Below are 18,820 nucleotides of genomic sequence, written 5' to 3' on the forward strand. Positions count from 1 at the left end.
GGGGAATTATGCCATTCGGACCATACACCATGCTGCTGGATTTTTGTATCGTGGCTGGTTTGCTGTTTGTTGGTCAACTTCTCAGAGCAAAACTTCGGATAATTCAAAACTTGTATTTGCCGGCATCCGTTATTGCCGGGGTGTTAGGAATTTTACTGGGGTCACAATTTCTCAATATTTTGCCCTTTTCCAATAATATAGGCACATATCCGTATATGCTGGTTGTCGTGCTGTTTGCCACCTTATTTCTCGGCAATGAGAAAATGGATTCGCCGAAAAAAGTTGTTTCCGAGGTTGGCGACACTTTTTCTTATAGTATGATAGCGGAAATCGGTCAGTTCGGTATAGCGCTGCTGTTTGGCATACTGGTTTTCAAGCAGTTTTTTCCCGACTTACACCATGCTTTTGCCTTAATGCTGCCGGCCGGCTGGGCCGGAGGTTATGGTTATGCAACTGCTATCGGCGGGGTCTTGCAAAACTATGGGTTTAAGGATGCGTTGACGGTGGGGTTCACAATGGCTACCGCCGGGATGCTGTCAGGCATATTCGGCGGTTTGCTGTTCATTAATATTGCCACAAGACTGGGCATAACCCGGTTTGTAAAGGCAATGGCCAAGCTGCCTGAAAGCATGAAAACCGGTCTGATCCCGCCGGAGGAACGCAAATCTATCGGGATGGGAACGGTAAGCTCGGGCTGCATTGACCCGTTAGCCTGGCATCTGGTGCTTGTGTTGATTGCTGCAGCCTGCGGCTATTATTCCAACCAGTATTTTAAGGTTATTATGCCTAAATACGATGTTCCCATGATGTGTTTGTCAATGCTGGCCGGCGTGCTTTTACAGCTGCTTTTGAACCGGATGAATTTAGGTCAGTATGTTGACAAGCAGGTTACGACGAGAATTGGCAGTTGCGTAACCGATTTCATGGTTTGTTTTGGCATAGCCTCAATCAAGCTTGCCATAGTCGCCCAATACGCAGTACCGTTAATTTTGCTCTCCATTCTGGGATTTGTCTGGTGCGGCGGCTTCTTATGGTTCTTAGGACCCAGAATGTTCCATAATTATTGGTTTGAGCGCGCGCTGTTCTGCTGGGGCTGGGCGACGGGCGTAGTGGCAACAGGGGTTACTTTGCTGAGAATCATTGATCCGGAATTCCGCAGCAAGGCGCTGCAAGACTACGGGTTGGCTTATATTTTTATTGCCATGGTTGAAATATTCCTGGTTTCACTTACGCCGGTGTTTGTCGGTTTCGGCTATGTGGGAGAAACCGCGGCTGTGCTGATTGGGGTATCTTTACTAATTTTTGTGCTGTCGATTAAGGCCGGCTACTGGTATAATCCCAGTCAGACGGAACTGCGGCCGGGCGAAGAAAAAATAGGTATGTAACATTTCTATTGTCTCTGTCGGCAGGCAGAGGCTTTTTTTCCTGGCCAAGAAAGGCTGCCGCTGACAATGTCCAACATATAAAAATATTTGACGCAAAACAGAACGTATATAATTCACTTTGTACGGCTAAACCCTTATAGGAGGAGAATATATGGTTAATTTGACGGAGTTTGAACAGAAAATGCTTACTGGCCAACTGGGAGAGTTTAAGCAAAAAGCCTTGCAATTTATTGTAAGCTATGCAAATGTGCTGGGAGCCAAAGAATTATGTGAAATCAGCCGGGCAACTCTGTTTATTGGTGCACAACATTATCTAGAAGGCTTTACAACCGATGATTATAATGAAATTTTTTCGAAATTTTACCTAAATAGTGATCAGACTATCCCTATCGGTCAATTTGATGAAACCTGTGCCGTACAGACCTGTGTGGCTGCCTGTGTTACCAGAAATTTTGCAACCGTCCATTTGCGCAAGGAGTTTTTTGATAAGAACAATAAGTTTTATGCTATTACCAGGGAGGCAGGAGCTTCAGAAGTACATACCTGCACACCGTATTTTTCCGGCTGGATTCCTTTGCCAGGCGAGCACTTTGTCACCACAGAATCCAGCAATGTCTTACTATGCAACTCAGTCTTTGGCGCGTGTGGCAATGCCGATGGCATTGAAGCCGCGGTTTGTTCGGCGATTTGCGGCAGGACACCCCGGTGGGGGTTGCATATTAAAGAAGAAAGATACGGTAACGTTGTGTTTACTATACAGTGTCCTTCCGCAACCTCTTTCGACTGGGACGTTATTGGCTATACTATCGGCAGGTTTTTGCCCCGGGCAGGCAAACCGGTCATTACCGGCAATTTCAAGCGACCGGACATTAAAAAGCTGAGACAATGTTTTTCCTCGCTGGCAACAGCCTCTAATGCGGAAATTTGCCATGTTGTCGGCATTACACCCGAGGCCAGGACCGTGGACGATGCCCTGGGCGGCAAAAAGCCAGCCGCTTATTTCGCTATTACGCAACAAGATTATGATGACACTTGCCGGCTGGTGTGCGACCCGGGCAGCGGACCTGTGGATTTTGTCAGTATCGGCTGCCCGCACCTGGCTATTGAGGAAATTAGGGATATTGCCAGCTATTTGCGAGGGAAAAAAGTAAAACAAGGTGTTGAACTGTGGATTTGGACGACAAAATCCAATCAGGCCTTAGCCGATTATAACGGTTTTACCAAAATAATTGAAGAAAGCGGTGCCCATTTGCTGGACAGCACCTGCCCGATATGCATGAAGCATGAATCCCATAAACATGCGAAAGCCATGGTGCTCAGCGGAATTAAGCAGGCAAAAGGCCTCAGAGCGCAAACTGCCGCCACCGTATATTGCGGAGAAACGCTAACCTGTATTGATGCCGCAATTGAGGGAAGATGGGAGGCGCCGGCATGAAAACAATCATTCTCAAAGGCCGGCCGGCCTTTGGCGGTACGGCCGAGGGCGAGGCGCTGGTATGTCCGGACAGCATTGCCGGCAATACCGGCAGCCTGGGTGAAACCGACGGGATAATCTACGAACACGGCAATCCCAACAGCGGCAAATGCATTAAGGATACTATTTTAGTTCTTCCCTGCGCCAAAGGTTCGTGTGGCTGGTCCTGTCACTTTAAAGCCGCAAAAATCAACGGCAACGCGCCGGCCGGCTGGGTAGTAACGAAAATCGATTCCCGCATAGGGGTTGCCATTGCGTCGTTAGAAAAACCGGCTGTTTGTGATTTTGCGGAAGCTGACCCGGTAAAAATTATTAAGACCGGGGACTGGGTTAAAATTGACGGCAGTACAGGTATTGTGGAAATTACCCCTAAATAATGTACAGTAATTCTCTGTGCCAGCAGGCAGAGATTTTTTCTAAGCCCGCCACACCTGCAAAACAGGTGTACGGATGGGCCGCGTGCGAAATATATCTACTTTTTTTCCTGTCTCTGCTATAATTTAGGGTAAATAATAATTTGACGAAAAATTCAATATTTTTAAGAACTTTTTGAGAATAGTTTAAGAACAATTTGAGAATAGCTTGAACCTTGTTGCGATTCGTCTGAAAGGCCGGTTACAAACCCTTGGCAATTGGAGGGTTTCTTGGTTTCAGCCCCCTTTTATCTTTTTGGCACGGTTATTGCGATAACAATAAAATAACCTCGGTTATAGGTAACGAACAAAAGAAGGTACCATTTTTTTGTTCGTTACGAGGGTAAATATTGTTGGAGGGATGATCAATTATGCCTGGCAAGAAGACAACTTTTTTGTATCTGTCCGAGCAAGACATGGTAAAAGCGGGAGTTCTCGACGGTAAGCAGTGTGTGGATACCATTGATGATATGTTTAAGGTGGTCGGCGAGGGCGACTACCTTATGGGCGGAGTCAGTGAGAACGAACATGGGCAGCGGATTTACTTCCCGGAAGAAAAGCGGTTTCCCAATATGCCGGTGGCCGGACCTGACCGCCGGTTCTTATCAATGATTACCTATCTGGGCGGCAGGTTTAACCTGTGTGCCTGCAAATGGTACGGCTCAAATATTGAAAATACAAAACGCGGGCTCCCCCGGTCGGTGTTAATGGTAACACTGAACCATGTGGAAACCGGCGAACCCTTTGCCTATATGTCCGGCAATCTGCTCAGCGCCATGCGGACAGGTTCGATCCCGGCTGTCGGAGCCAGGTATCTCGCCAGCAGGGATGCCAGGGTAGCGGCCATTATTGGCGCCGGGGTAATGGGGCGGGCGACCATTACCTGCCTGAAGGCGGCCCTGCCGCGCCTGGCCAAAGCTGTGGTCTACGACTTAGTGCCAGCGAAAGCCGCAGCGTTCTGCGCGCAAATGAGCAGTGAGCTTGGATTTCCCTTCGAATCGGCAGAATCCATGGAAGCAGCCGTTCGAGCAGGGGACGTGATTAGCATCGCCACTGCCGGCAGTGCCAAGCCCCTCGTCCAGAAAGAATGGGTTAAGCCGAATGCTTTGCTTGCCACACAAGGGACGGCAGACATTCCGGATGACTTGTTTACTTCTTCCCGGATCGTGTTTGATGAGATAAAAATGCATCAGGCCTGGAAAGAGGAGGAAGAGAAAATTCCATCGGCAAAACGCCTGGGCTTTCCGGGGGCAAGCGTATTCCGCCTGTGTGAACAAGGCAAAATTAATCAAACCGACCTGGTCAGCCTCAGTGAAATCGCCTGCGGCAAAAAACTTGGCAGGGCGAACGAAGCCGAACGCTTTATCTTGATCATTGGCGGCATGCCGGTGGAAGATGCGGCCTGGGGACATACGCTGTACCATAATGCCCGCAAAATGGGCATTGGTCAAGAGCTTGTCCTGTGGGAAGAGCCACACTGGCTGTAATCATATACGACAAATAGGAGCTGAGAGAAAATGGCAAGACAACCAAGACGCCCTATTAATTATTTCCCGGGAGGACTGGTTGGGGGCATTTATCAGCCTCTGACCCAGGCTGGAATCGAGAGAATTCACGCCGCCACCATGCAAGTGTATGAGCGCTCCGGCATCCAGGTCAACTCGGAAAGAGCCTTGCGCGCTTTCCATGCGGCCGGTGCAGACGTCGATTTTCAGCGGCATCTTGTCAAGGCCGATGAAAACTGGATCAAGGACAAGCTTAAAACAGCTCCGGCCCAAATTACCCTGTATGGCCGGGAAGAACGCCACAATTTGGAGCTTGACGGATTCAAGGTGTATATCGGGACCGGCGGCACGGCGGTTAATGTGCTGGACATCGATACCGGCGCCAGACGGCCTTCGACCCTTACTGATGTCCAGATGGCGGCAAGGCTTGTGGATGCGTTGGCTAATATCCACTTCTATGTAATCTCCTGCCTGCCCACTGAACTGGCCAAGAACGACATTGATGTAAACCGCTTTTATGCGGCTATCCGTAATACGGGCAAACACGTTATGGGTGGTGTGTATTCCACAGAAGGCGTCAAAAATGTAGCCAAGTATGCGGCCATGATCGCCGGCAGCCGGGAAGCATTATTGAAGAAACCCTTTATTTCTTTTATTACCTGCATAATGAGCCCGTTAGTCATGGATAAGGATTATACTGAACTAATGATCGCCGCCATAGAGACTGGATTGCCGCTGGCGACCCCGACGGCCCCCATGGCCGGCAGCACTGCCCCCGGCACTCTGGCCGGAACGCTGGTGCAGATGAATGCCGAAGCATTAAGCGGCGTGCTGCTTACGCAAATACTAAATCCCGGTCATCCGGTACTGTACAGTTGTGTTCCCACTACTACCGATTTACGGACAGGCGCTTTCTGTTTCGGCTCGGTGGAGATGGGGCTTATGAATGCAGCTTGCGCCCAACTGTCCCGCTTCTACCATCTGCCTAACTATACGACGGCCGGCGTGACCGAAGCGAAAATACCAGATGCCCAGTCCGGGTACGAGAGTATGGCCAACATTATGCTGGCGGCGCTGGCAGGGTCCAATTATATCCATGATGCGGCAGGCCTGATTGAATCCGGCTTGAGTATCGCGTTCGAACAGTATGTTATGGATGACGATATTATCGGTATGGCAATGCGCGCGGTAAAGGGGATTGAGGTAAACGACGACACACTGGCCGTGGCTGTAATTAATGAAGTCGGCCCTGCCGGCAATTATTTGGCCAATGATCACACCACCAGGCACATGAAGCCGGAATTTTTCTATAACAAGGCCGCAGACCGCAACTCAAGAGCAAGGTGGGAAATGAACGGCTCCCTTGATGCCAGGGAGCGGGCGCGGCGTATGGCCAAGGAGATGCTGGCAACCCATAAGCCGTTAGGTATAGAGAATAAAGTCGAAAAGGAAATACTGGCGACCGTGCCGGGAATGCAGCAAAACTGGCTTGACTAGCTAAAATCGGCTTTCCCGGTTGTGAGTTCTGAATCAGCAGAAATAAATTATGCAACTGCGCTACAGGTGAATAGCAATAAAATTTGGGGGGCATGTGCAAATGATTAATTTTCAGGATATTGAAGATGCCGTTGTTGACGGGCAACATAAGGAAATCCCCAAGCTGATTGCCCAGATGCTTGAACAGGGTGCGGCGCCCATCGATATAATCAAAAACGGGTTGCTGGCGGGAATGGGCGTTGTAAGTCCCCTGTTCAAAAGCGGCGAAATGTTTATGCCGGAAGTCATGCTGAGTGCCAAAACCATGAATGCAGGCCTGGACCTATTAAAACCGCTCCTTGTGGAGGGTGACATGGCGATTGCCGGTAAGGCAGTTTTGGGTACGGTTGAGAGTGATTTACATGACATTGGGAAGAATCTGGTAAAAATGCTGCTGGAAAGTTCCGGCTTTCAGGTGATTGATCTGGGCATTGACGTACCGGCAGAGAAATTTGCCGCAGCCGTTGCCGAGCATAAACCGGATGTGCTGGGCCTGGCGGCCCTGCTGACCACTACCATGCCCAACATGAGAAAAACCATTCAGTTATTAGAAGAAAAAGGTTTGCGCACCAGCGTCAGAGTGCTTGTCGGCGGCGCGCCGGTGTCAGAAGATTTTGCCCAGGCGATTGGTGCCGATGGCTATGCGGCCGATGGGGCAGCAGCGGTTGATTTTTGCCGTCAGCAGCAATAGTTTTAGAACCACCGGGGGGAGTGATGGATTTTGTTAATAGTCGGCGAACTGATAAATGCCAGCCGCATATGTGTGCAAACTGCGATTAAAGAAGCTGACAGCCCTTACATCCAGCAGGTTGCCACCGAGCAAGTTGCCGCCGGGGCCCATTATATTGACGTCAATGCCGGTGTTTTTGTTGAGGACGAAGCGCGGCATCTGAAATGGCTGATTACCCAGGTGCAGCAGGCCGTGGCTGTCCCTTGCTGCATTGACAGCCCGGATCCCAAGGCGATTGAAGCTGCATTGTCGGCTCATAAGGGTATACCGATGCTGAACTCTATATCCCTGGAGAAGGAGCGCTTTGATGTGTTTTTGCCCCTGGTTGCGGGAACTGATTGCAAAGTTGTCGCCTTATGCATGAGTGATGAAGGTATGCCGGAAACAGCGGCGGCCAGGCTTAACATTGCCGACAAGCTGATTAATGAGCTGGTGAAAAACGGCATTGCACCGGCGAATATTTATGTTGATCCGCTGGTGCAGCCGCTGTCGACCAGCGATACCTACGGCCGGGAGTTCTTACAGGCCATCGAAGCAATCATGACTGCCTATCCGGGTGTCCATACGATTTGCGGTCTCTCCAATATCTCCTATGGTTTGCCTGAGCGCAGGCTTTTAAACCGAACTTTTGGCATTATGGCGGTTGACCGGGGACTTGACGGTATGATTACCAACCCGCTGGACAAAGAATTCATGGCCGGCATAATTGCCGCCGAGGCATTACGGGGTAAGGACGAATATTGCCGCCAGTATCTGTCGGCCTATCGCAAAAAAAAGTTTGCGTTTTAAATTTGCCTGTTTATCTCTGTCAGCCCTGACAGAGATATTTTTTAGGGTGTGCTGTGAAAAAGCGCCTTGTCCTAACAATAAAACATTTGAGAACATTTTGCGAATGTTTTATAGGCGCTGACAAAGGCGGATGGGTAGTTTAACACCATTGACAAGCAAGGGGGGAATATTTGGCAGGCACTGAAGATACTGGCATAGTTATTGCAATAATTTAGTTTATGCTCTGTTCTGAGTCTGGATTTTAGCTTAACTGCTGCCACACCGTATTGGCATAAGTAATATGAAAAGGGGGCTCACAAATGTATGCAAAGCTGCGGCTCTTTACCCTGTGCCTGGCGTTAGCAGGTACGATTACCCTGATTTTAGCGGGGACCATGACTAATACCGTAGCCGCGAAAAGCAGTGATAACAAATTACAGCCCTTCAGGGTTGCTGCCGTTCAGTTTAATCCCAGCCTGAACGAGCGGGATAAAAATATTGACGAGTTATTACATGTAATCGAACAGGCGTTTAAAAACGGTGCTAAACTGGTGGTAGCCCCGGAGATGTCGACTACCGGGTATTACTACCGGGACCGGGAGGCGATACGTCCTTTTGTTGATACCATTCCCGGCACAGCAACCAAGCGGGTAGCACAGCTAACCAGGAAATATAATGGCTATGCCGTTTTTGGCATGGCGGAAAAAGATGCCCGGACCGACCTGTTTTATAATGCGGCAGCGCTGGTTGGGCCTGAGGGATATATCGGCAAGTACAGAAAAACCCATCAGTGGGAGACAGAGGAGCATTGGGCTGCGTGGGGGGATTTGGGAGTTCCCGTATTTACTACCGGTATCGGCAGGATTGCGATTAATATTTGTATGGATGCCGCTTATTTTGAATCCGCCAGGTTAGCAGCGCTGGGCGGGGCGGATATCCTGGCTTTTCCGACTAACTCTTCCGCCCAGGCTATTGCCGCTTTGCCGGCAAGGGCGCAGCAAAATGGGCTGTATATTGTCAGCGCCAACCGCTCCAACACGGAAAATGGATTTCATATGATCGGGGCCAGTGCAATCTGGTCACCAACAGGGGTGAAACTGGCGGAAGCGCCGTTAGCAGCGGATAAAAGCCAAGCCGTTGATGAACCATTGATTCTTTACGGAATAATCGATCCCCAAGCGTACAAAAACAAGAATAAACAGCGATTGGCAGCCCGGCGGCCGGAACTGTATAAGGATTTAATGCTCTATATTGCACCGTGGGACTACACCAAGAATACCACCCCCCATGAACTCAGGGCAGGCCTTGTCCAGTACGAGCCGGTGGTCGGCGATAAAACGGCCAATAAAGCCAAGGTGGCCCGGCTCATTTCCGCAGCGGTAGAGCAGGCCCGCCAGGAGAATAACAGCCTGGATATTATCGTTTTGCCGGAACTCTCTTTGACCGGCCCGGTGGAAGATCAGAGTATTGCAGCCGTAAAATCCCTTGCCGAACCGGCAGATGGCGGCATAGCCGCGTTTATGGCTGAACTCGCCCAAGCCAGCCAGGCAGCGATAGTATATGGCCTGATTGAGCAAGAGGGAGATAAACTGTATAACGCCGCGATTGTTGTTGACAAAAGGGGCAGCGAGATTGGCAAATACCGCAAGACCCATCTCAGCGACAGTGATAAAAGATGGGCCACTGCCGGCGGCAGACTGGCAGTATTCAGCGCTCCGGAACTGGGCAAGTTCGGCATAGTAATTGGTGAAGATGCGCTCTATCCGGAAGCGGCCGGGGTTTTGGCCGTTAAGCGGGCTGATTTTATTGCCATACCGTCGGCCTGGCATGGCCAGTACGGTTCTTATATGACAATGCATCCGGCTATGTCGGCCAATAAGTATCCCGCAGGCTCGATGATTACCTGGGATGCCGCCGCCATGGGCGCGCAGGCGTATACTTTGGTTGCTAATTTTGTAGGAACCAAAGCGGGCTATTCAGGTCATAGCAGTCTGTACACCCTGGATCCGCTGTATGGTCTTGATCAGCCGGCTGTGGCAGCCGGCGACCAAGAAGAAGTTCTGGTGGTTACCTTTAAGACCATTCAGCCGCAATGGTGGTTTAACCAGGAGAAGCTGCTGCTGTCAAGGCGGACGCCCTATTATGTTCCCCTTGTACAATAGCCGCCCTTTTGCAAAAAAACAGACAAACTCCACAACCCCTTGGCCTTAGGCCAACGGGTTTTTTTTTGCGCTGCCAATATTGAATACCACAATCAGGGCGAGGCAGGCAGCGGGGATAGGGGGGCAGTAAGCTTGTGCATCGGGATGTACTGTTTGGCGTTATCCGTATGGCAAAAAAAATGAAGGATTTGCCAGAATTTTGCCGAAGAATATTGACAAGCTAATTATAACCAACTGGCAGAGTCCCATCTGCAGCCTGCTGTAAAGCCTGTCGCCGCATGCCGGCAATCGCAGGCGTGGCTTGTTTCGTTTTCCCGGCCGCGGTAGCTTGGCGCCGGTAGATTATAATACAACATTGGAGGAGTATATGTGATTTTCGGACACATTTCAACCCTGGCAAAGGATGCACCATTACTGCCCCGGGCCCTTGTCAAGGGGCTTGCATATCTTACAACAGCAAACCTGTCTGCGCTGCCGGCCGGCAAGCATGAGATTGAAGGCCGGGACATGTATGTGGCGATTAATGAATATGAGACCCAGCCCCGGGAAATGCGCAGGGCCGAGGCGCATGTGGAGTATCTGGATATCCAGTATATGATTGCCGGCGAAGAACTGATTGCTTACAGCTTGCTGGCCGATGACAATGAGGTATTGTCAGACGAGCTGGCAGCCAGGGATGTCATTTTCTATAACACTGCACGGCCCGAAACCGATCTGGTGATGACTGCCGGCATGTATGCCGTATTTTTTCCCTGGGACGTGCATCGTCCGAACTGTGCATGGCAGCAAGCGCAGCCGGTCAAAAAGGCGGTTGTCAAGATCAGGATGTCCCTGCTGAAATGAGCGCTGCCGGTGGTTTCCGAACAATAATTCCAAAATGATTATTAAAGTTCGATTTTTTCATTGACATATTTTGTCCACTCCTGGTACAATACAAGTAAATCAATATACTCGTATATATTTGAGGATATGGCTCAAAAGTCTCTACCTGGCGACCGTAAATCGCCCGACTACGAGTGAAAGTGCGCCTAGGGTTCCGCAGAGCTTCTATGCTGTGGTCTGTGACCAAGTGGCGCAGGTGTTGCTTGTTGACACTACACCGATGGGATAAAAACCCTGGCGGGGAAGTTTCGCTCTATAGTTCATGCGAAAATTCCCTGTCAGGGGTTTTTTGCGTTTTCGGATAAACTGTAGCGTTTGCGGCAACACTCCAACTATATTGCCGAAGGGGAGAAAAAAAGAAATGTTGGAAAAACTTTTTAAGCTCAGTTCCCGCAAGACCGATGTCAGAACTGAGGTAATTGCAGGCAGTACCACCTTTATGACTATGGCTTACATATTGTTTGTAAACCCTAGCATTCTGGGGGCAGCGGGCATGGACAAGAATGCGGTGCTCCTGGCTACCGCAATCGGCGCCGGCCTGGTATCGATTATGATGGGCGTTTTTGTCAATTATCCGATTGCCCTGGCACCGGGCATGGGGCTTAATGCTTTTTATGCTTTTACGGTTGTTATTGGCATGGGGGTTCCCTGGCAGGTTGCGCTGGGTGCCGTATTTATTTCCGGTCTTATTTTTATTTTGCTTACTGTAACTCAGGTGCGGCAATTGCTGGTCGAGGGTATGCCCACTTCGTTAAAACATGCCATTACCGTGGGGATCGGCCTTTTTATCACTGTTATCGGTCTAAAGCTGTCAGGCATTATGAGTATCCGCCTGTCGCTGATCCCGCCTACGCTGGAGAAACTTGTTGCCGCTAAAGGCAATGGCACGCCTCTTAGCTTTGAAACTATTATTGAGATGGGGCAGCTGGCCCGGCCGGAAGTCTTATTGGCCGTGTTTGGCTTTATCTTTATTGGCGTGCTGATGGCCCGTCAGGTAAAGGGTTCCATGCTCATCGGCATTTTTATTACCACCGTTGTGGGCATCATCATGGGTATTGTAAAAATTCCCGCCGGTTTTTCGCCTGTTGCCATGCCCGACTTCAGCAATAATGCCTTTTTGGCCCTGGATATCATGGGGGCTTTGAATATGGGCCTGCTGGCGATTATCTTTACCTTCACTTTTGTTGAATTGTTTGACACCATGGGGACCCTGGTGGGCACTGCTTCCAAGGCCGGCCTGATGGATAAGAAAGGGAAATTCCCCGGTATTGGCAAAGCCATGCTGGTTGACGCCACCGGTGTCAGTCTGGGGGCTATGCTGGGAACCAGCACCATTACCGCCTATGTTGAGAGTGCGGCCGGTGTGGGGGCGGGCGGCCGTACCGGACTGACTGCAGTTGTCTGTGGTGTGCTTTTTTTTCTGGCCCTGTTCTTTACACCCCTGGCCGGGCTTATTCCTGATGCGGCCACGGCGCCGGCCCTGATCATTGTCGGGGCATTAATGATCGAGTCGATCCGGCATATTGACTTTGGTGACCTGACAGAAGGGCTGCCGGCGTTTCTGACCATTGTAATGATGCCGTTTACCTACAGTATCGCTAACGGCATTTCCGCCGGCCTGGTCATGTATCCGCTGCTGAAACTGGTTACCGGCCGGGGGCGCGAGGTACACTGGATCGTCTATGTTCTGGCGGTGCTTGTTGTATGCCGGTTCGTATTCCTGGCTGAATAGCGGGGAGACTAAACCCAGATATTTAATCAAAATATCTGGGTTTACTTACAGAGCTAACACGGTTCATCATGACTATATATTTTCCACAACACGGCGGCAGGCTGCGTAAAGGAGAGGATGAGGATATGAAGGTAGCAATTATTATGGGCAGTGATTCCGACTGGCCTGTACTGGAACCGGCTGTTGCCCAGCTGAATGAATTTGACATTGAGACAGAATTACTGGTGGCATCGGCCCACCGCACACCCGCTAAGGTGCACCAATTTGTGGCCGGGGCCAGGGACCGCGGTGTCCGGGTCATTATTGCCGCGGCCGGAGCAGCGGCTCACCTGCCGGGGGTGATTGCCAGTTTTACCACCCTGCCGGTCATCGGTATTCCCGTTAATGCCACTCCGCTCGGGGGCATGGACGCGCTGCTAAGCATCGTCCAAATGCCGGCAGGCATTCCGGTGGCGACGATGGCGATTAATGGTGCCAAAAATGCGGCCCTGTTTGCGGCCCAGATATTAGCGGTTCAGCAGGAGGGCCTTGCCGCTAAGCTGACTGCTCACCGTGAACAGATGGCCGCCGAAGTAGAAAAAAAAGATGCCCGCCTGGCTGAGAAGCTTGCCGGGCGTGGTTAATACTTGAATTCTTAAGCATTGAATATTTTAGGAGGCAGAAAATGATGACGCAAAAACCGATGTATGAGGGAAAGGCAAAACAAGTATTTGCCACAGAGAACCCGGATGAATTGCTGGTGTACTTTAAGGACGATGCCACCGCCTTTAATGGTGAAAAGCGCGGCACCATTGGCAACAAAGGGGTATTTAACAATAAAATCTCGACCTTTTTCTTTAATCTGCTGGGCCAGGAAGGCATTCCCCATCATTTTATCAAAATGCGCAGTGAGCGGGAAATGCTGGTAAAAAAGCTGGCTATTCTGCCGGTCGAGGTTGTTGTCCGCAATATTGCCGCCGGCAGTCTGGCGAAGCGCATTGGCTGGGAAGAAGGGCGCAAACTGCCGTCCACCGTTATCGAGCTTTATTATAAGGATGACGCACTGGGAGACCCGCTGATCAATGACTATCATATCAAGGCCCTTGGTCTGGCAACACCGGCCCAGGTGGAAACGATGGAAAAATATGCCCTGAAAATTAATGAAATTCTGGCCGCTTTCCTGAAGGATAAAAAAGTGGAGCTAATCGACTTTAAGCTGGAATTTGGCGTGCATAAGGGCGAGGTGCTGCTCGGGGATGAGATCTCGCCTGATACCTGCCGGTTCTGGGACAGTGAAACCGGACAAAAGCTGGATAAGGACCGTTTCCGCCGGGATTTAGGCAATGTTGAGGAAGCCTACCGGGAAGTGCTGAAAAGACTGACAGGTGAGAATTCCTAATGCTTTACGATAGACAAAGCGATAAATGGCGGGAAGAGTGCGGCGTATTCGGTATCTTTGCCAGTCAGGAGAATGTGGCGCTGTCCACTTATTGGGGCCTGTATGCACTGCAGCACCGGGGGCAGGAGAGCGCTGGCATTGCCGTTACTGACGGTCAGGTCATGGATGTACAGCGGGGCATGGGGCTGGTGAACGAGGTGTTCCGGCATAACCTGCCTGAGCTGCCGGCGCGTATTGCCATCGGCCATGTTCGCTACTCGACCACCGGTTCCAGCCTCTTGCGCAACACCCAGCCGCTGTTGGTCAATTATTCCGGCGGCCAGATCAGCCTGGCCCACAATGGCAATCTGACCAATGCTCATGAAATACGGGAGGAGCTGGAAAGAAAAGGCAGTGTATTCCAAACCTCCATCGACAGTGAAGTGCTGGTAAATCTCATTGCCCGTTCCGGCAAGACGGCGGTTGAGGACAAGATTATCGACAGCCTGGCTAATGTTCATGGTGCCTATTGCCTGGTTATTATGACCGAAACCAAGCTGATTGGCGTGCGCGACCCGCACGGGTTCCGGCCGCTGTGCCTGGGACGTCTGGGCGATGGCTGGGTACTGGCCTCCGAATCCTGTGCGCTGGATACGGTCGGTGCCGAATTTGTCCGCGACATTGAACCAGGCGAGATGGTCATTATCGACGACAGCGGCGTGGTGTCGCGGCGCTTTGCCGAGGCTGACCGGCGGGCCGGCTGTGTTTTTGAGTATATCTACTTTGCCCGGCCGGACAGCGTCATTGACGGCCAGAGTGTATACCAGGCCCGCTTCAGCATGGGCCGCACCCTGGCGCGCGAGAGCGGCTTTAAGGCCGATATCGTCATCTCGGTGCCCGACTCGGGGACAACCGCTGCTTTGGGGTACAGCCATGAATCGGGCATTCCCTTTGCCGAAGGCCTGATGAAGAACCGTTATATCGGCCGGACCTTCATCCAGCCGGAGCAGAAAAAGCGGGATATGGGTGTCCGGATTAAGCTGAACGCCGTCGGCTCAGTGGTGAAAGGCAAATCGGTGATCATGGTGGATGACTCCATTGTGCGGGGCACCACCAGCGGCAAGATTGTCCGCATGCTGAAGGAGGCCGGTGCCACAGCCGTGCATATGTGCGTAAGCTCGCCGCCCATCGGCTTTCCCTGTTATTACGGCATTGATACCTCGGCCCGCAAGGAGCTGATTGCCTCCTATAAAAAAGTAGAGGAGATCAGGCAGTTTATCGGTGCCGATTCGCTGCATTATCTGAGCCTGGCAGGCCTGCATGCGTCGATTGACAAAATTCCGCAAAAAACCCTGTGCAATGCCTGTTTTAACTGTGATTACCCGGCCCGGACCCCCGGCGAGGGTGATTGTGCGAATAATAAATTTCTGTTTGAACCAACAGCAAGTAAATGCTAGAGCAGGAGGTCGAAAAATGACCGATAAGCAAAAGACAAATGTTGAACTTACCTACCGGGATGCCGGGGTGGATATTGATGCCGGCAACAAGGCCGTGGAATTAATGAAGCGCCATGTGCGCTCCACCTACCGCCCCGAGGTCCTGGGGGACATCGGCGGTTTTGGCGGTTTGTTCGCCCTGAATGCCGGTAAATACCGCCAGCCTGTGCTGGTAAGCGGCACCGACGGTGTGGGCACCAAGCTGAAAATTGCCTTTATGGCCGACAGGCATGATACCATCGGCCAGGACGGCGTGGCCATGTGTGTCAATGATATCCTGGTACAGGGAGCTGAACCGCTCTTCTTCCTGGATTACCTGGCTGTCGGCAAGCTCGAACCGGAAAAGGTGGCGGCGATTGTCAGCGGGGTGGCGATGGCCTGCCGTGAGTCCGGCTGTGCCCTTATTGGCGGTGAAACCGCCGAGATGGCCGGTTTTTATCCGGATGGTGAATATGATATTGCCGGCTTTGCCGTAGGTGTTGTTGACCGGGAGAAGATTATAACCGGCGAAAAGATCGCGCCCGGCGATGTGCTGATTGGCCTGCCTGCCAGCGGTATTCACTCCAACGGCTATTCCCTGGTGCGCAAGATCTGTTTTGATGTAAAAAAACTGAGTGTTGACGACTTTATTCCCGAACTCGGGCGCACGCTGGGCCAGGAACTGCTGGAACCAACCCGCTTGTACCCCAAAACCTGCCTGCCGCTGATTGCGGAATTTGATATCCATGGCATGGTGCATATTACCGGCGGGGGCTTTTATGATAACATTCCGCGGATATTGCCGGCCGGCTGCGCGGTTGAGGTAGATTCCCGCGCCTGGCCTCAGCCGGTGATCTTTAGCCTGCTGCAGCAATGGGGCGGCGTTGCCAAAGCCGAGATGTTCCGGACCTTTAACATGGGGATTGGCATGATTTTGATCGTTCCTGCCGGGCAAGTGCCGGCTATCCAGGCCAATCTTGCCGACCGCGAGGAAAAATCCTATATTATCGGCAGGGTGATTGCCGGTGAGGGCCAGGTGGAACTCAAATAGGAGGCTGTGCTATGAAAAAAACGGTAATCGGTGTATTGGCATCAGGCCGGGGCAGCAATCTGCAGGCGATCGTCGACGCCATTCAGGCCGGCCGGCTTGATGCCAAAATTGGTGTGGTTATCAGTGATAACCCGGAGGCGAATGTGCTCAAACGGATGGCAGGGCTGGATTTTCAGGCTTTGTGCATTGACCGGCGTTTATTTGCCGGTCGCCGGGAATTTGAGGCCGCTGTTGCCGAAGAACTTGCCCTTCACCATGTTGAACTGGTGGTATTGGCCGGTTTTATGCGGATTTTAAGCCCCGATTTTATTGACCGTTTTGCCGGAAAGATCATGAACATCCACCCTGCGCTGCTGCCGTCCTTTCCCGGCGAAAACGCGCAGGCCCAGGCCCTGGCTTATGGGGTGAAGGTTGCCGGTTGTACAGTACACTTTGTTGACGCCGGGATGGACACCGGCCCGATTATTCTGCAGGAAGCCGTACCGGTCCTGGAAACGGACACTGTTGAGACCCTGGCGGAACGGATTTTGCACGCCGAACATATTCTCTACCCCCGTGCTCTCGCTTTATACTGCGAGGGGCGACTGACTTTGACCGGCCGGCATGTACATATACTAAACAAAGAGTAAGTGATAGCGAGGGATACTGATGAAAATAAAGCGCGCACTCTTAAGTGTGTCGGATAAAACCGGGATTGTTGAGTTTGCTACTGCTTTACATAATCTTGGAGTGGAGATTATCTCAACCGGGGGGACGATGCAAGCCATTAAAAACGCCGGCATACCTGTCACCTATGTTAGTGAAGTTACCGGTTTTCCGGAGATTATGGACGGCAGGGTAAAAACGCTAAATCCCTATATCCACGGCGGCATACTGGCGATTCGCGATAATCCCGCTCACCTGGCGGCGATGGACGAGCACCATATCGCCGGGATTGATCTGGTGGCTGTTAACCTGTACCCCTTCCGTCAAACGATTGCCAAAGCGGCGGTGACGCTGGCAGAGGCTGTGGAAAACATCGATATCGGCGGTCCGGCTATGATCCGGGCCGCGGCCAAGAATTTTCACTATGTGACAGTGATTGTCAACCCGGTGCGGTACGGGGAGGTTATTGCCCAGCTGACGGCCGGCGGGGAGATTGACTGCACAAGCCGGATGGCCCTGGCGCAGGAAGCCTTTAGCCACACGGCCGGCTATGATGCCTGTATCGCCCGTTATTTGAGCGGCCGGCTCGGGCAGGGGCTGTTCCCGGCAACACTGCAGCTGGTGTATGAAAAGGCTCAGGATCTGCGTTACGGGGAGAACCCCCATCAGGCGGCCGGTTTTTATCGTGAACAGCATTACGCCGGGCCGGGGGTGGCCAATGCCAAACAATTGAACGGCAAAGAATTGTCTTTCAACAACATTGTTGATGTTGAAGCGGCTTATGCGCTGGCCGCTGAATTTGAACAACCGGCAGCAGCCATTATTAAACATACCAATCCTTGCGGCACCGGCACGGGGGCGACCTTGGCCGAAGCGTACCAGAAGGCGTATCAGTCTGATCCTGTTTCGGCCTATGGCGGCATAATCGGTGTAAACCGGGAAGTGGATCAGGAAACGGCCCAACTGATCAGCGGGCTGTTTGCCGAGGCTGTCATCGCCCCGGCTTTCAGCCAGCCGGCTCTTGACATTCTGACAAAAAAGAAGAATGTCCGTTTGCTGGCTGCCGGCCTGCCGCAGCCTGACAGCACCCGGCTTGATATCAAGGCAGTGGCTGGCGGGGTGCTGGTGCAGCAAACCGATATGACGACTGCCAGCCGGGACGATATGAAAATCGTTACCAGGCGCCAGCCGGCGGCCGCAGACTGGGAGCAGCTGCTGTTTGCCTGGAAGGTTGTCAAGCATGTTAAATCCAATGCGATTGTCATTGCCAATCACAATCAGACGCTGGGCGTTGGCGCCGGCCAGATGAACCGGGTCGGGGCGGCCGGCATCGCTTTGGCCCAGGCCGGCGACCAGGCCCAAGGGGCTGTTTTGGCCTCGGACGCATTTTTCCCCTTTGCCGACACGGTGCAGGCGGCGGCGGCGGCCGGGATTAAAGCGATTATTCAGCCTGGCGGCTCAGTGCATGATGCAGATTCAATCAAAGCCGCTGATGAACATGATATGATTATGATATTTACCGGTATGCGGCATTTTAAACACTAGTGACTTGGCCATGTTATATTTTAGTTTTAGGGCGAGACAAAATGGCCAAGGGCAAGGAAGCGCCGACGACGCATACTGGAAGGGGTCTGCTAGGAGGGGCTGACGCCGCCATTGGTCATTTTGGCCGTCATCAAACGAAAAAATAATGTGGTCAAGACAC

General features: G+C 51.8%; 16 protein-coding genes and 1 riboswitch. All 16 genes read left to right on the forward strand.

Annotated elements, in window-relative coordinates; genetic code table 11:
- Positions 1-8 precede the first annotated feature (8 nt).
- The 16 genes from ACZ481_RS08045 (at position 9) to purH (ending at position 18,660) form a co-directional block, all read left to right on the forward strand.
- On the forward strand, positions 9-1,385 hold the full coding sequence (locus ACZ481_RS08045; protein ID WP_464769635.1) for a sodium/glutamate symporter: 1,377 nt from the start codon (positions 9-11) through the stop codon (positions 1,383-1,385).
- A 151-nt stretch (positions 1,386-1,536) separates the two neighbouring features.
- Positions 1,537-2,820 (forward strand): aconitase X, encoded by a 1,284-nt coding sequence (locus tag ACZ481_RS08050; protein ID WP_464769636.1) that lies wholly within the window; start codon positions 1,537-1,539, stop codon positions 2,818-2,820.
- Positions 2,817-3,236, forward strand: coding sequence for an aconitase X swivel domain-containing protein (locus ACZ481_RS08055; protein ID WP_464769637.1), 420 nt, complete (start codon positions 2,817-2,819; stop codon positions 3,234-3,236). Before ACZ481_RS08050 ends, ACZ481_RS08055 begins: the two co-directional genes overlap by 4 nt.
- 407 nt (positions 3,237-3,643) lie before the next feature.
- Positions 3,644-4,759, forward strand: a complete 1,116-nt coding sequence (locus ACZ481_RS08060) for a tyramine oxidase subunit B (RefSeq protein WP_464769638.1) — start codon at positions 3,644-3,646, stop codon at positions 4,757-4,759.
- Positions 4,760-4,789: 30 nt separating this feature from the next.
- A complete protein-coding gene (locus tag ACZ481_RS08065) occupies positions 4,790-6,274 on the forward strand; it encodes a trimethylamine methyltransferase family protein (protein WP_464769639.1) in 1,485 nt (494 codons plus the stop codon).
- Positions 6,275-6,374: 100 nt separating this feature from the next.
- Positions 6,375-7,004, forward strand: coding sequence for a corrinoid protein (locus ACZ481_RS08070; protein WP_464769640.1), 630 nt, complete (start codon positions 6,375-6,377; stop codon positions 7,002-7,004).
- 30 nt (positions 7,005-7,034) lie between these two features.
- Positions 7,035-7,832 carry a methyltetrahydrofolate cobalamin methyltransferase gene (locus ACZ481_RS08075; protein ID WP_464769641.1) on the forward strand — a complete coding sequence of 266 codons (798 nt, stop codon included), beginning with the start codon at positions 7,035-7,037 and terminating at the stop codon, positions 7,830-7,832.
- Positions 7,833-8,131: 299 nt separating this feature from the next.
- A complete protein-coding gene (locus tag ACZ481_RS08080) occupies positions 8,132-9,973 on the forward strand; it encodes a nitrilase-related carbon-nitrogen hydrolase (protein ID WP_464769642.1) in 1,842 nt (613 codons plus the stop codon).
- Between the two features lie 369 nt (positions 9,974-10,342).
- The gene (locus tag ACZ481_RS08085) at positions 10,343-10,816 is read left to right on the forward strand and encodes a NanQ anomerase/TabA/YiaL family protein (protein WP_464769643.1); all 474 of its coding nucleotides are present in this window, start codon (positions 10,343-10,345) and stop codon (positions 10,814-10,816) included.
- 88 nt (positions 10,817-10,904) lie between these two features.
- A riboswitch (purine riboswitch) is annotated at positions 10,905-11,006 on the forward strand.
- Positions 11,007-11,216: 210 nt separating this feature from the next.
- Positions 11,217-12,587 carry an NCS2 family permease gene (locus ACZ481_RS08090; protein WP_464769644.1) on the forward strand — a complete coding sequence of 457 codons (1,371 nt, stop codon included), beginning with the start codon at positions 11,217-11,219 and terminating at the stop codon, positions 12,585-12,587.
- Between the two features lie 125 nt (positions 12,588-12,712).
- Positions 12,713-13,210 carry a 5-(carboxyamino)imidazole ribonucleotide mutase gene (gene purE, locus ACZ481_RS08095; RefSeq protein ID WP_464769645.1) on the forward strand — a complete coding sequence of 166 codons (498 nt, stop codon included), beginning with the start codon at positions 12,713-12,715 and terminating at the stop codon, positions 13,208-13,210.
- 44 nt (positions 13,211-13,254) lie between these two features.
- The gene (gene purC, locus ACZ481_RS08100) at positions 13,255-13,965 is read left to right on the forward strand and encodes a phosphoribosylaminoimidazolesuccinocarboxamide synthase (protein ID WP_464770596.1); all 711 of its coding nucleotides are present in this window, start codon (positions 13,255-13,257) and stop codon (positions 13,963-13,965) included.
- Positions 13,965-15,401, forward strand: coding sequence for an amidophosphoribosyltransferase (gene purF / locus ACZ481_RS08105; RefSeq protein ID WP_464769646.1), 1,437 nt, complete (start codon positions 13,965-13,967; stop codon positions 15,399-15,401). The genes purC and purF overlap by 1 nt, the downstream gene beginning before the upstream one ends.
- 16 nt (positions 15,402-15,417) lie before the next feature.
- Positions 15,418-16,470, forward strand: a complete 1,053-nt coding sequence (purM, locus tag ACZ481_RS08110; RefSeq protein WP_464769647.1) for a phosphoribosylformylglycinamidine cyclo-ligase — start codon at positions 15,418-15,420, stop codon at positions 16,468-16,470.
- Between the two features lie 11 nt (positions 16,471-16,481).
- Positions 16,482-17,099, forward strand: a complete 618-nt coding sequence (purN, locus tag ACZ481_RS08115; protein WP_464769648.1) for a phosphoribosylglycinamide formyltransferase — start codon at positions 16,482-16,484, stop codon at positions 17,097-17,099.
- 19 nt (positions 17,100-17,118) lie between these two features.
- On the forward strand, positions 17,119-18,660 hold the full coding sequence (purH, locus tag ACZ481_RS08120) for a bifunctional phosphoribosylaminoimidazolecarboxamide formyltransferase/IMP cyclohydrolase (protein WP_464769649.1): 1,542 nt from the start codon (positions 17,119-17,121) through the stop codon (positions 18,658-18,660).
- Positions 18,661-18,820: the final 160 nt, after the last annotated feature.

It is taken from the genome of Sporomusa intestinalis (assembly GCF_055383785.1).

Coding starts and splice junctions, on each gene's coding strand:
- ACZ481_RS08045 (WP_464769635.1), top strand. CDS start 9: ATGCCATTCGGACCATACACCATGCTGCTGGATTTTTGTATCGTGGCT.
- ACZ481_RS08050 (WP_464769636.1), top strand. CDS start 1,537: ATGGTTAATTTGACGGAGTTTGAACAGAAAATGCTTACTGGCCAACTG.
- ACZ481_RS08055 (WP_464769637.1), top strand. CDS start 2,817: ATGAAAACAATCATTCTCAAAGGCCGGCCGGCCTTTGGCGGTACGGCC.
- ACZ481_RS08060 (WP_464769638.1), top strand. CDS start 3,644: ATGCCTGGCAAGAAGACAACTTTTTTGTATCTGTCCGAGCAAGACATG.
- ACZ481_RS08065 (WP_464769639.1), top strand. CDS start 4,790: ATGGCAAGACAACCAAGACGCCCTATTAATTATTTCCCGGGAGGACTG.
- ACZ481_RS08070 (WP_464769640.1), top strand. CDS start 6,375: ATGATTAATTTTCAGGATATTGAAGATGCCGTTGTTGACGGGCAACAT.
- ACZ481_RS08080 (WP_464769642.1), top strand. CDS start 8,132: ATGTATGCAAAGCTGCGGCTCTTTACCCTGTGCCTGGCGTTAGCAGGT.
- ACZ481_RS08090 (WP_464769644.1), top strand. CDS start 11,217: ATGTTGGAAAAACTTTTTAAGCTCAGTTCCCGCAAGACCGATGTCAGA.
- purE (WP_464769645.1), top strand. CDS start 12,713: ATGAAGGTAGCAATTATTATGGGCAGTGATTCCGACTGGCCTGTACTG.
- purC (WP_464770596.1), top strand. CDS start 13,255: ATGACGCAAAAACCGATGTATGAGGGAAAGGCAAAACAAGTATTTGCC.
- purF (WP_464769646.1), top strand. CDS start 13,965: ATGCTTTACGATAGACAAAGCGATAAATGGCGGGAAGAGTGCGGCGTA.
- purM (WP_464769647.1), top strand. CDS start 15,418: ATGACCGATAAGCAAAAGACAAATGTTGAACTTACCTACCGGGATGCC.
- purN (WP_464769648.1), top strand. CDS start 16,482: ATGAAAAAAACGGTAATCGGTGTATTGGCATCAGGCCGGGGCAGCAAT.
- purH (WP_464769649.1), top strand. CDS start 17,119: ATGAAAATAAAGCGCGCACTCTTAAGTGTGTCGGATAAAACCGGGATT.